A 13,000-nucleotide genomic window follows, 5' to 3' on the forward strand; every position below is an offset into this window, starting at 1 on the left:
AAAAAAGACCCACTCATCTCCTCTCCTTACTTGGAACCTATGTTGTTCGCAGAGAAGAGTCTGTCGCTCAGCGATTCACCGACCTTGAAATTGGAGAAAGTGATTGTTGTGGTATGCCCGCTCTGCAGGTTCTTGCCTTCGGTTTTCATTGGCTGCCACTTTCCACTCACTGCATCAACCCGCTGGATGTCCGCGAAGGAAAACTGCTTGTAAGGCTGCCCACTCACATCCGAGGCTTCCACGTAAGTCGTTGCGAAATTGTCCTTGCGCACCCATGTCACGCGCTTGGCATATCCCGAGTGGGTGCGCACGCTGTCTTGCGCGGGTACCGATTCGATGATGTAGTGCTCGACACCGTCCCGTGTCTGCTGGCTAAGCAAGGTGTGTTTCCAATCACCGACTTTGTGCCCCATGACATCGCCATAGCTAAAATCAGTGCCGATGAAGCTGTCTTTTTTGTTCGAGGCCACCAGACGACGCACACGCTTCATCGCCGGCAGGTACACCCACATGTCGTCATCCTGAGCAGAACGTTCAACGAGCAACGTCGTTGTTCCGCGAATATCCGCCGGCGCTTCGAAGCGCACCAGACGCATCGTGTCTTGCCCATTCTCTTGAAGCTTCGACGCCATGTTCGACTTGCGAACGCGCTTACCGCCATCTTTGGTCTGCAGCACAAACTCCGCATCCGCCGTCGAGGTGCTGAAGCGAGTGACCGCAGCATTGCGCTCCATGATCCGCGTCGCCTCCAACTCGGCAGACCAACCTGCCTGTGAGTAAGTCAGGAAGCCGATGGCAGCCAGGATGATCAACAGCACTGCCCCACGGTCACCCGAGCGGCGCTGGAAAATGAATGCGGGTTTGAAGGCCAGAATGGCGCTTGGAATGACGGTCAGCGTTGCCAACACACTCGCCAGCATAGCCAGCACGATGAAACTAGAAAGCCACATATGCACCTTGTAGTCGTAGGAGAACATCAGGACGGCATAGCCACCCGCCACAGCAGTGGCGACGAACAGACAGGCTTTACCAGCGGTTTTCATTGCCATTTCGACGGCTTCAGGCAAAGCCTTGCCCTGGGCTGTGTACTCACCAATGCGGTATATGAGGTAGATCGCGTAGTCAGCGCCAATCCCCACTGCCATGGCAGAGATCAATGAGTTGGGAATGTTCAGCGGGACTCCAAAGTAGCCCATGACGCCGAAGACCAGCGACAGCACCACCAGTAGAGGCGACAGCACCAGCAGACCTGCAATGAACGAACGGAATGCAATCACCGATACCGCCAGGATCACACCCAGAATCTGTGCGATGTTCAGCAGCTTGCTGTGAACCATTACGTCGGTTACGGCCAGTGTCTGCGCCACCTCACCACCGAACGATACCGTTACATTTTTGGGGAAGCGCTCGTTCGCAACCTCGCGTAGTTCGTTGACCAGGCGATCGATTTCAGCATTGCTGTTGGTACGCAACATGATCGCGATCTTCGCCCGCTGATAGTCGTAGTCGACATGCGCCGAGAAGTCTTCCGGGTCGCCTGACATCGAGTAAAGGAACAGGTACTGGGCGATCAGGTCTCGATCATCGGGCAGTGGGTTAATCGCACCCGTATCACCTGAGGCAGCTTCGTGCATGCGTTGAAGAAAGTCATCGATGGACAGTGTCTTTCCAACGATTGGCCGCTTCGCAGCATCAGCTTGAAGGTCGCGAATTGCATTGAGCACCTGCGGATCTTTCACTCCATCCGCCTGCCCAGTGTCGACCATGACGTATAGGACGTTGGTCCCCCCTGTCTGCGCATTCAGCAGGTTGTCGTCCCGCTGTAACGGCAGCGAATCCGAGAAGAAACTCTTGCTCGAGTTATCGACATGCACCCTGGGCCAACCGGCGATCGCAACACCGATCAGTACGACGAAAGAAACCAGGATCCAGCGGCGGCTGCGTGGAGTGACCACTAACTGAGCAATGCGAGCGCTCATGCGATCCCAAATGCGCGGTTTGGTCTCTGTATCAATTTGCGCGGCCGAAGGCGGTTTGAGACTGGCGCGAACTGCTGGTGTGAAGGTGAATTCCAGCAGTACCGCGGCGAGGATGCCAATGCCAGTGAAAATGCCGAAGGCCCGTACAGTTTCCAGCTCGAACACTACCAACGAGAAGAATCCCAGAGCCGCAACACCTCCTGCGATCACCAGAACGGGTCCCACGGCAGCAAGCGATTGGATCGTCGCCAGCCGATTAGCCTCTTGCGGGGCCATGTGCTGTCCGTTGACCAACTCGATGAAGCGCTCGTAGTAGCGCTTGAGTAGTTGAACGGCGTGCCCAGCCGCGACAGCAAGAATAAGGATGGGTGTAGGCGAGTTGAAGATGTCCATCGGCACCTTCATCAACCCCATGATTCCGACACCCCACACCACCGAGAGCAACGCCGTCACCAAGGGAAGAATCAGCCCCTGACGAGTACGGAAGGCTTCGTAGTGCAGCAAGCCAATCACCAGGACCGCGATCGGGAACAACCCGTTGATTCGATCCGCAAAGACTTCAGCCTGATGCAGGAACACCGGGTTCCCACTCAAGGAAATCTCGATGCCTGGCGTATTCTCCTGGCTCAGAATCTGGTGAACATCCGAGAGCATTGCCCCAAAACCATTGGGGTTCTCCTTGAGCGCCAGCATGATCGTTGCGGTTCGCCAGTCGCTGGATATCACCGTGTCCCGATAAACCGGATTTGCATCGATGGCCGACTTCAGGGCGCTGAGTTGATCTGCTGTCGTCGGTATCTGATCACCGAGCAACGGCTTGGCCTCAAACCCTTCGGCGTTCCCACGAATACTCTTGGCCTGCCGTGAGGAAAGGCTCAGCAGCGTCTGCCTGGTAACCGATGGCGCGGCATAAAGCTTGTCCGTGATGCGCTTCACGGCCTCCAGCACCTGAGGTTGCAGCGCATCGCCCTGGGCTGGGGTCAGTCCGATCACCACGAGATACTTCGAACCGAAGATCCTCTCGATGGTGTTGGTCGCCTTGATGTATGGATGGCTCTGCGGAACAACAGCGGCAGGATTGATGATGACCTGTTGCTTGGCTGCAAAAAAGCCGAAAAATGCGGATAGAGCCAGCACAAGGGCAATAACCCAGCGCCGGTGATCGACCACCCAAGTCACATACCGCTCCAGGGGCAATGAGCTCTTGATGCCGCTTTCGTGAACAGAATCTACCGCTGCGGTTTTCGTTATTTGCGTCATAAGTCAGGCATCAGCAGGAGGAAGTCGGAGTCAAAGCCGCATCGTCTTTGTGCCGCCGAGCGATGTGGTCTTTGAGGAGGTGTTTCTGGACCTTCGCAGACGCTGTGTACGGAAACGCATCCACGACGATGAATTGCGTCGGACGCCACCCGTTGAAGGCCATGGAAAGGATTTGTTCGAGCTCGGCAGTGACTGCGTCGAAATTGACCTCAGGCATAGCCACCCAAGCCAGCGCGCTCTGGCCGGAGGCAACATCGGTGACCAGCAATGCTGCGTCTGCAACACCTGGAACCCGTCGAGCTTGATACTCCACGAGGGCTGAACTGAGGGGGATACCATCGGCGATCAGCGCATCTTCCAGGCGATCGATCACCTCCAACTCCGCATTTTCGTGCAGCGTCGCGAAGTCCCCGGTGGCAAGCCAATTGCCGTTTTTTGCTGTGCTATGGGCGACCCAATGCCCCCGGGCCATCAACTCCCCGGTACCCTCGGCCAGGCAAGCTCCACCTTCGCACTGCACCGCTAACTCAATTCCGAACACAGGCTTGCCATGACCCAGCGATGCCCTGCTGCTATCAAAGCGCTCGATGGTGGCCAATGGTGAGGTTTCGGTCATACCCCAGGCATGACATACCGCGACGCCAAGCTCTTCTTGAATGAATCGAGCAACGTCAGATGGCAATCGCGTGCCGCCGACAACCGTGCGGCGAAGTGTGCTAAAGCGCAATCCGCCGGTTCGCATGTACCGGACGAGCGCTAGCCAATGTGCAGAGACAGCCCCCAGGACGGTGACTCGGTGCTCCTCAATCCATTGGAACCACTGCACCGGGTCACGATGCAGTGGTACGAGCACCAATGAAGCACCAACCAATGGACAAACAAAGGGAGCGCCCCATGCACTTGCGTGGAAGTTTTGCATGAGTGGCATGACCCGATCCACACTGCTCAACCCCATCGCATCAGGTAAGGCACAGGCCCACGCATGCAATACCGTTGAGCGGTGCGTGTACTCAACAACCTTTGGAACGCCAGTGGTACCAGACGAGTAGCAGACATGGGAAACCGTATCTTCCGGAAACTCGGCGGCGATACTTTCGTTGCCACTCCCGATGCCACGTTGCGCCATAGCACGCATCGGAGTATCTGGAACCAACGCCGCGAATGCCTGGGCGGCACTCACCGTAACGGCGTCATGCAGCAACAGGCTTGGTCGCAGCTGCTGAAGAAAACGCCCCAGATCTTCTGGGCGGTGCTGAGGGTTTAGAAAATGAGTTGCCACGCCCTGGTGTAGTGCTGCGTACAGCCAAGCCATTTGATCGAGCGAACTGAAACCAAAACTGACAAGGGCATCTCCGGGCCGAAGCCCCATGGCGTGAAGCTCCACGGCACAGCTACGTGCAGCTTTCGCCAGCTGAGCATAGTTTTGAGTTTCAACCGTGCCCTCCAGAGATACAGAAGTTACCGTAGCTGCTGCATGCACCTGCGCTGCATCGTCTGGGTGCTTGATAGCATAATACGTGCAACTCTTGCCCCCCCTTCCGCTAGAAAGCGCAGTCAAAACCCAGGTTCGCTGCGCGTTGAATGCGTCGGAATGATTTCTGCGCTGGCCACCCGCATTCCTCGTCTGTAGGGACGTTGACAAGTTTTTTGCGGATTTCGTGGCGTCCTTGAGCTCACGCCGCAACTGGCCCGCAGCGGATTTGGCGTAATAACCCTTCTGATTTTTTCAGATTTGATCCGTCAAGCATCAGAGGCAATCAGCGTTTCCTGCAGGCGAGCATTGGATCAACCAGAATTCCTGATGGGCTTTACGCTACGGACTGGGATAAATTCTTGGCTAGGTGGAAAGCAGAGATGCAGCACTTGGAGCAGCATAGGGCCGTGAGACACAAACCTGGAACAGATTGAGCGGGTGATGGCCTGCTTACGCTTGCGACTGTCATGCGCAAAGCATTCTGGATAGTGGCCCACAGGCGAGAGCGTATCGTGAAGGAGGGGGTTGGCTTTCGCTTAGCGTCGCTTCATGATGGCATATCGACTTTAGGGCTAGAGTGCCATCATGGATGATCTGACCGCTTTCTATTTTACTCATGTTCGACCTTACTTCGGTCAATCGCCGGACGACGCGATTCTCAACCAATACGAGCCTATTGTTGCTGGTGAGCTTCGCGAAAAAATGCAGGTAGGAGTTGAAGGGTCTGTGGACAACCCTATTTGTCGATTCTGTGGTCTTGGGCCAGATAAAACGACTTTCGATCTAGTACCTCATGCGGTGCCAGAGTTTATCGGGAATACCAAACTCATAGCCACGGACGAGTGTGATACTTGCAATAACAAGTTTGGCGGGACAATAGAAAGCGATCTTGCTAATTATCTCGGCATAGAACGAATTTTGACAGGGATGAAAGGTAAAAACGGCCTGCCTAAAGAAAAACTCAAGGGCGGATCAATTCAAAAAGGGAAGCATACCAAGCTCACTGAGATATGTAGTATGCCAGGAACTGACTCTATTGTTCATGATAGTGATCAGAAGACGTTTACTATCAAGAAAATTAGAGCGCCTTATATTCCCGCCGGCGTTTTTAAGTGCCTAACAAAAATTGCTCTCTCCATTATGCCGGATGAGTACCTGGATGAGTTTGCGGAGTCTAGAAAATGGGTTGAGAGAGCGCATGATTCTTGGGGATTTGTTCCTGCCTCAGCGTTTCGCGCTATCAAGAGCACAATATATCTTCCGACACCTTATCCGCATATACATATTCTATTGGCTCGGCGTAAGTCTAACGTGTTTGGTTGCCCTTACATGCTGTTCCAAATTAGCTTTAGTAATATGGCATTGCAGATTCCAGTGTTTCGCGGCCAAGTGGATGTTCCCGTGTTCGGAGAGAGATTTTTGACACAATCGGTTCCCGTGATTCCGAATCGCTATAGTCTATATCCGGCCACTCGTCCATGCGTAAAAGTAGAGGTTTTAGACCTGAGTGGAACTCAGAAGTTACGAAAAGATGAGCAGGTTATGACGATGTCTTATGATTCTATGATTAGCTTGGATGTCTCAAATCTTATCCTTGAGAAAGGCCAAGTAAAGTTCCTCCATGAGGCGAACGATTCGTCAACTGAGGCTGGCGAAGCATAACGTATTGTCCAGCGGGTCTCGGACATGACTTTAAGTGTTCCCCGGGTGAGCAGATGCCAGCACTACAGACCTAGTTGCACTCGCTTTCAGCACCTGCTTAAGAACGTTGATGACGCCCCGAGGGTAACGACCCCGCCCTTGAGCATCTGAAACTGCCGCGTACGGGAAGCGACCGGCATCGCGATAGCCATCAGCGACCTTTTCAGCCGTTTTCGTAGTTCCTTTTTGCTCATCCTAGGCGCGACTGTCCACCAGATGAGTTCCACCTCTTCTAGATCCATGCCCTCTGGCGGGATGTCACCGTAATCTTCGTACTGCTCAAGCGGAACCGGACGAGCCTTTCTGTTTTGTAGGGACATCAAAGCGCTACGTCCCAGGCATCCATCGCCTCACCCACAGTCGCGTACCAGTGGAGTTCACTGCCCTGTAGGGCGTTTGCGACCTGCCTGTTGGTATTGCCGTCGACCCAAGTAGGGAGGCTTTCTATGGCTCCCGCGAAGAGACTAGCCATCGCGACTGAGTATCGACCGGTATGCGTGGACTGAAGGCACACGTAGCGCACAGCAGCGCCACTGGGAAGCCGACGCCAGGCCACCACCTCAATACAGTCCTGCAGCCCCTCAGCAGACGGATCAGCCTCCTGAGCCACCTCGACTGCTGCAACTGATTGGCACGGCCCACTATGCGTTCCTGGGTTGTGGACAAGGTGCTTCAACTGCTCACGTGCCGCGACAATTTGTTCACGGAGCTCCTCTGGATCAATGGACATGCCACCCCGGTCAGTTACCGAGAGGGTTTTCAAGGAGTTTGCCGCCAGGATGAACTCGCGCTCACGCTTCTGCTCCCAGTCGGGTCGGCGGTCGGGAAACAGCTTGGTGATCAAGCGATGGAGGTTGATCATGGGGGCTCCGGGTGCGGATGGTAGCGACGACGCTGCACTAGGCTATCACCCGAACGCTCCCAGCCCGAATCGACCTACCCTGGCACCATGGCGCTATCGGTCGGGACGTGTTCAGGAAGAGGCGAGCGCACTCCACAACAGGGAGCTTCATAGGCTAAAATGTTGCGTTTGTGCCCGCCTGGAGCTCTGAGTGCTCAGAGATAAAGAAATCCGAACCGCTTTAGTTGACCACTTAATGAAGCGGTCGCCTAAACCTGCTCGCGTGCTCGAAGAGCTCACCATCGATAATGGTAATGCCATTGCCGACGTAGTTGCCTGCTATCGGGAGATGCACTGCTATGAAATCAAAGGCGAGACCGATAACGTTCGACGGATTCTGTCGCAGTCAGAATTCTATTCAAGGTCGTTCCCCAAACTGACTTTGGTAACCACAGAAAACCATGTGCGTTGGGCAATGGAAAAGATCCCTGCCTATTGGGGCATCATTCTCGCCACATCTGGCAAAGAAAGGACAATGTTGCGTTACGTCCGCAAGGCCGGCACCAACCCGATGTTCTCCAAGAGAGATGCCCTGCTCATGCTCTGGAAGGCAGAGTTGACGGCTATTGCGACCGCACACCCTGAAGTGGTTTTCAAAAAATCTTTCAACCGTGACGCTATCGCTGAGCAAATCAGCTATCAGTTGAGCCGGGACGACGCCCTGGCAGGAATCCAAGGCGCCCTCATCGAAAGGCGCTCAAATGTTGTTAACTACGAAAGTGATGTGAGCGGCGGTTGAAGTCTTAATCCAGCTACCTAGCGAGCCCGTTGATTTAGACCGCACCGCAGCCTTTTTACTTCGATCATGGATATAGCGCTCACCAAATGAGTAGGTAGGATCTCTAAAAAACACCTGATCCACCAACTTATCGGAAATGTCAAAATACTGTGTATACTTATGTGTTTTGAATCGCTTACCGCGAGCTATGAAAAACTTCTCGTGATAGGTATAAAACACCTTCGGCGCAGAGAGACCACTGATTAGTTCAGGCTCAATATCGGCATCCGAGTATTCCGGACTGACAATTCCGTAGTCCCCAAACAGGACATTACTGTAAGCCGGCGAGCTATTGATTGAACGCCAGAGCAAATACTCCTTTCGATCAATATTAACCTCATTACCAGTCTTGACCAGCCCGCCAATTGAGGCTGGGACAACAGACCCGCTCATCACCACGGCAGTGACTTGGAAATCCTTTTGGAAGCCAGCCAAGAAACGTTCAACTTTCTTTTTCGTCTCGACGGTTTCTTCGATAATTCGTAGATCGAGAAGTAATACGACAGACTGTGGGTTAGCAGCTGCCAGATCGACCCACAGCGCGTTCAAATTACTTTTAGTGAGATTATAGCTATCCAAATCCATCATTTGCAGACGAATACCAACCTCAGCACCTGGCCGCGCCTTCACAAATTCTAGAGCGGCCACATTATGGTCTGGATGGCGATCAAACGCTAGAACAGGAATAATCGTATAGTCCGAAAGGTAATTCAGGATAGCCCTATACTGCGACACTCCACCAAGATCAATGGTGTCATCAATATCAAAGTTATCGACAAAGAACTTATACGAGATGGATTTCTTGCGCCCTGACTTGAGATTTTTCCCCGCAATTCTCAGGCGCTCCAGAACCTCTCCCTCTGTCATCACAACTTCTGACCGAGGAACGTCATACATAGGTACTATCTGATTACGAATCGCATCATCCAGCACCCCAACGCCTTGAATCTCATTCTGTTTGAATTTCAGGAAAGGTACATATTTAATCATTGGCGAACCCGAAAGCGTTTTTAACGTCCATAGATTGATGCAATTCAGGGTAAAGCTTGTAATTCTTGGCTTGGTGGCGAATCATCCCGGCCATGATGGAAGGGTGCACTTCAGCCTTAACGCAAACATCCAGAAGTTGTTTCTTGTTGGCCCTGACATTCCAGGCAGTCCGCCAGTATTGGCGAGAGACCAAGCTGTCTTTGGCAATGATGTTTGCCTCGACTTCGCGATCAGAATCGTTGTCTTCTTCGAGGTCGTCCAGGATCGGATTATCGAGATAATCGTAATGCATATGGATATGGGCAAGCTCATGCATGAGCGTGAACCAGAAGTTATCGTAGCGGTTGTAACGAAGCGCTATTCCAACAACTGGCGTACCCTGCGACAACTTGAAGGTACACCCATCCATTTTCATCGACTTGAAGCCCGGCTCCACCACCAGGAGCACGCCGTAGGACTCGGCCAGGACATCGACCAGAGTGGTGATGTTTTCAGGCTTAAGACTCAGGAGCGCGATCTGCCGGAGATGCTGAGCGCTCAAACCCTGAAAATCAGGCATCCTCCGGCTCAGCACAGCGAACTTGGACTTCTCATTGATCAGCGACAACCACGCCTGGATCTTGGTCTCTTCCGCAGAGTCATTCTTGCGATAGAGCACGGCCTTGTTGTTGGTCGCGTTGAGGGCGAGCCGAATGATGAAGTCGTCATACGCCTCACCAGGCCGCGCATGCGTCTTGGCATCCGCTGGCTTCAGCGCTTTCTTCAGGTTGGACAGGGCCGCTGTGAACTCAACCGCAGCATCCCGCGAGGATGGATAAACCTCGAAATCGCCTGGAAGCCCTTCAGGAGAGTCAGACATGATGAGCCTCCCCTGCCAGCTTCCCAGCTATCTCAGGGGGCGCTTCGAAGTAACGCAGGTTCTCTTTATCGGCATCAACGTCGTAATCGATCATACCCAGGTAGCGGTAGTACCCCTCCGCAGTCGGCAGCGAGTGCAAACAAAAACCTGGCCGGTAGCCGAGCGTGTTGATGGCGAAGTGGGAGGCGTGGGCAATCAGGATCCGGCTGACGCTCCCGAACTGCTTCACATAGTTCGGTCGGTCTCGATTCCAGTACGCGGAAGCAACGTAGTCAATGTAGAAAATGCGCTCCCCATCCAGACGGCTTTCCTTGGGATGGTAGATGACGCAGGTCGCCTGGATCCGCCCCTGTGCACTCAGGAAGAACCAGTGGTAATCATCGCTGCGGAAGGCAAAGGCTTTGTCCAGCCAGCTCCAATGGAAATCTGACAATCCATAGGTGGGCAATTGATCAAAAAGCACATTGGGGTCGTCTGCGGCAGCAGGGAAGTCTGCCATCAGCTGCCTGATGATCTGCCGCTTCTCAGCGTCCCACTGCTCGCTGAGCTGGAATACATACATAGGTGCCAGCCCCTGATGGATCAGGTAAGGCACATGCTGTCCTGTATGGCGGCACTTAAGCGTAGGCTCAGTCATCAACGCGCCCATCGCTCAAGGCGCAGCACTCGGCTAGTCCGAATGGCGTCATGTGGAAATCCCTCTCCGTATTAATGGCGAGATGATGCCACCAATGATCGCTGGCTTCAACGCTCGGCTTATGGCGTCAAAATCCCATTGGCAACCATTCTAAACGCTCACTCAACCTCCCCAACCATGGCACAGCGCTGCCTGGGTCGCGATCTAGATTTTCTTGATTTCCTGTACAGGAAAAATAGGCGAAACGCCGAATCAAGGACTTATTTCGCTTGATTTCCTGAACAGGAAAAATAGCCGAAACACCGAATCAAAGCCCCGTTTCGCTTGGTTTCCTGAACAGGAAAAATGGCCAGAATACCGAATCTAGGCTTAGTTTCGCTTGATTTCCTGTACAGGAAAAATAGGACAACCACCGAATCAAGCATTGATTTTTTTAAAATCTAGCGTAGCTTTAGGCTAAGAAATGGACGGAGGTTCGTCCAAGCTTTCGGTGCAGGGGTAGCAATGAATTACGATTTCGAAAAGCATGAACCGCTGATGAGCGCCTTCGCTGAGGCAATTGAGGAGGCCACAGGATCAGCGTTGTCAGCTATCAAGATCAATCCTGAGGGTGAGCCTTGGGAGCCGGATGCCATGGGTCGCCTGAACACCCCCGAGGGCGACTGGCGTCTCGTGTTCTCCATCAAGAAAGAAGCGTATCCACGGGACATCAAAGATGCCTTGTGGGATCTGCAGGGGCATCAGAGCCGAACGAGGAATTCTTCTGACATGGTGCCAATTTTCCTTGCCGAACACATCAGCAAAGGGGCGCGTGACGAACTCAGAAACCGTGGGGTGAGCTTCTTCGATGCGAGTGGCACACTGTTCTTCAAGCATCGAAACTGGCTAGTCAATATCGAAAAAGGTAAGTCTGCGACCAAAGGCACACTCCGAGAAGTGGATGTGTTCAAAGGTTCACGTGAGAAAATTATCCATACTCTGCTTCATATGGATAGGGACTGGTTTCATGGTCAGCAGGTGGTTGAGCTTTCCCAAACATCTGGCGCTACCGTGTCTAATTTGCTCCAAGAGCTTGAGCGTCTTGGCTGGGTAGAATCCCAAGGAGAAGGACGGCATCGAATTCGCCGGCTCATCAGGCCTACCGAACTACTGGACGCCTGGGCCGAAGTATGGGTACAACGCAAGCAACAAACTTCACGCTGGTATTTCTTCTGCCAAAACCCCAAAAGGCTTGTCGAGGAATTGTCCTCAAATATGAGCTGGAATGGTCGTGATCAACGAGATGGTTTGTCGGTAGCATTCACCGGCGCTATCGCTGCCAATCGTCTGTCCCCCCTACTCACTCATGTCGATATTGCAGAAATCATAGTACCGACAAAAGCTGAGCGAGTTGCTGAAAAACTTGGTCTAAAACCAGCCGAAAAAGGTGCCAACGTTGTTTTGATCGAGCGCTCAGGAGCTAGTGCGCTCTTCCAAGAGTATTCGTACAATGAACAAGCCTGGTTTGCGAGTCCTTTCATACAGTACCTTGACCTATTAAATGGCCGTGGACGAAACGCAGAACTTGCGGCCCAATTTCGTGAAGATATTTTAAAGGTGTAACGTGGCAGTAGAAGCTAAACCACAGTCGGCTGATGGATACAGTGCTGCACAGACACATACCTGTGAGCAAGTGCTCGTCACCCTCCTCAGCGCCTTCGGTTCACTGAAGGATACCATCCGCCTGGTAGGCGGGTTGGTGCCGAGGTATTTGACGCCTGAACAGTACCCAGATGTGCCGGCCCACTTTGGTACATCGGATGTCGACGTTGCGCTTAATCTCTCCGTGCTCGCATCCGGAAAATATACTTCTCTGTCCAAGCAACTGCTGGCTCGTGGATTCAAGCGGTGGGTTGATCCAAAAAATGGCTGGGACACAGCATGGCGGTGGGAGTATCAGATTTCTCCCAAGCAAGTCGTTTTGGTTGAATTCCTCAGAGGTTCAACCGATGACTGCCCACCAAGCAAGATTGCTGCACTCGATGGCGAGGATGTTTCAGCACTGTCAGTAGAGCACATGGAAATTGTGCATGACTGGTACGAGTCGAGAAAAATTGAGGCGGAAATGCTCGGTGATCGTGGCGTTACTATCGAGACCGTACATTACGCTGACGTCCCGGCATTCATCATCCTCAAAGCTTTGGCATTTCACAGCCGCGCAGAGAAGAAAGACTCGGGCGACCTGATTCATGTGATGCGCTATGCCGGCACTCTCGAAGATGTAGTGGGCCAATTTGTTGCGCGTGCGAACTCTGGTAAGCGTACGGCCAACCCGTCTTGCCTAACTAAGCCGGTTGCCACCTGTGCGGCAGCAGCTCCGCAATCTCACTTGCCCGCTGCGTCGGCAGGCGCGTCAGCACATCTTTGAGATAGGCATACGGA

Annotated in this window: 10 protein-coding genes; 3 read left to right on the top strand and 7 right to left on the bottom strand. The window is 53.2% G+C overall.

All coding sequences use genetic code 11. From position 1 onward, the window contains the following. Window positions 1–26: 26 nt before the first annotated feature. Window positions 27–3,158, bottom strand: coding sequence for an outer membrane lipoprotein-sorting protein (locus GUY40_RS24950; RefSeq protein ID WP_166571577.1), 3,132 nt, complete (start codon window positions 3,156–3,158; stop codon window positions 27–29). A 91-nt stretch (window positions 3,159–3,249) separates the two neighbouring features. After that, window positions 3,250–4,719: an AMP-binding protein gene (locus GUY40_RS24955; protein WP_166571578.1), complete on the bottom strand. Its 1,470-nt coding sequence runs from the start codon at window positions 4,717–4,719 to the stop codon at window positions 3,250–3,252. 579 nt (window positions 4,720–5,298) lie between these two features. On the opposite strand from GUY40_RS24955, the gene GUY40_RS24960 reads away from it, so the two are divergent. Continuing rightward, on the top strand, window positions 5,299–6,375 hold the full coding sequence (locus GUY40_RS24960; RefSeq protein WP_166571579.1) for an HNH endonuclease: 1,077 nt from the start codon (window positions 5,299–5,301) through the stop codon (window positions 6,373–6,375). 358 nt (window positions 6,376–6,733) lie between these two features. On the opposite strand, the gene GUY40_RS24965 is transcribed toward GUY40_RS24960, so the two are convergent. Then, window positions 6,734–7,276, bottom strand: a complete 543-nt coding sequence (locus GUY40_RS24965; RefSeq protein WP_166571580.1) for a hypothetical protein — start codon at window positions 7,274–7,276, stop codon at window positions 6,734–6,736. 190 nt (window positions 7,277–7,466) lie between these two features. On the opposite strand from GUY40_RS24965, the gene GUY40_RS24970 reads away from it, so the two are divergent. Next, the gene (locus GUY40_RS24970) at window positions 7,467–8,054 is read left to right on the top strand and encodes a sce7726 family protein (RefSeq protein WP_166571581.1); all 588 of its coding nucleotides are present in this window, start codon (window positions 7,467–7,469) and stop codon (window positions 8,052–8,054) included. Here GUY40_RS24970 and GUY40_RS24975 read toward each other — a convergent pair. Genes GUY40_RS24975 through GUY40_RS24985 form a run of 3 tightly spaced genes read right to left on the bottom strand, consistent with a single transcriptional unit; the run spans window position 8,013 to window position 10,537 of the window. Next, window positions 8,013–9,083 carry a hypothetical protein gene (locus tag GUY40_RS24975; RefSeq protein ID WP_166571582.1) on the bottom strand — a complete coding sequence of 357 codons (1,071 nt, stop codon included), beginning with the start codon at window positions 9,081–9,083 and terminating at the stop codon, window positions 8,013–8,015. The two genes, GUY40_RS24970 and GUY40_RS24975, sit on opposite strands and share 42 nt — an antisense overlap. Further along, window positions 9,076–9,942 (bottom strand): ImmA/IrrE family metallo-endopeptidase, encoded by an 867-nt coding sequence (locus GUY40_RS24980; RefSeq protein WP_166571583.1) that lies wholly within the window; start codon window positions 9,940–9,942, stop codon window positions 9,076–9,078. Before GUY40_RS24980 ends, GUY40_RS24975 begins: the two co-directional genes overlap by 8 nt. Further along, a complete protein-coding gene (locus tag GUY40_RS24985) occupies window positions 9,935–10,537 on the bottom strand; it encodes a hypothetical protein (RefSeq protein WP_371924962.1) in 603 nt (200 codons plus the stop codon). Before GUY40_RS24985 ends, GUY40_RS24980 begins: the two co-directional genes overlap by 8 nt. Window positions 10,538–11,083: 546 nt before the next feature. Between GUY40_RS24985 and GUY40_RS24990 the strand changes: the two genes are divergently transcribed. Beyond that, on the top strand, window positions 11,084–12,181 hold the full coding sequence (locus GUY40_RS24990; RefSeq protein ID WP_166571585.1) for a type IV toxin-antitoxin system AbiEi family antitoxin: 1,098 nt from the start codon (window positions 11,084–11,086) through the stop codon (window positions 12,179–12,181). A gap of 722 nt (window positions 12,182–12,903) precedes the next feature. Here the strand turns inward: GUY40_RS24990 and GUY40_RS24995 are convergent. Continuing rightward, window positions 12,904–13,000 (bottom strand): transposase domain-containing protein (locus GUY40_RS24995; protein ID WP_166571586.1); only part of this gene is annotated, 97 nt, incomplete at its 5' end.

This window comes from Pseudomonas sp. R5(2019) (assembly GCF_009905435.1).
Lineage (GTDB): Bacteria > Pseudomonadota > Gammaproteobacteria > Pseudomonadales > Pseudomonadaceae > Aquipseudomonas.

Coding starts and splice junctions, on each gene's coding strand:
- GUY40_RS24990 (WP_166571585.1), top strand. CDS start 11,084: ATGAATTACGATTTCGAAAAGCATGAACCGCTGATGAGCGCCTTCGCT.
- GUY40_RS24980 (WP_166571583.1), bottom strand. CDS start 9,942: ATGTCTGACTCTCCTGAAGGGCTTCCAGGCGATTTCGAGGTTTATCCA.
- GUY40_RS24975 (WP_166571582.1), bottom strand. CDS start 9,083: ATGATTAAATATGTACCTTTCCTGAAATTCAAACAGAATGAGATTCAA.
- GUY40_RS24960 (WP_166571579.1), top strand. CDS start 5,299: ATGGATGATCTGACCGCTTTCTATTTTACTCATGTTCGACCTTACTTC.
- GUY40_RS24965 (WP_166571580.1), bottom strand. CDS start 7,276: ATGATCAACCTCCATCGCTTGATCACCAAGCTGTTTCCCGACCGCCGA.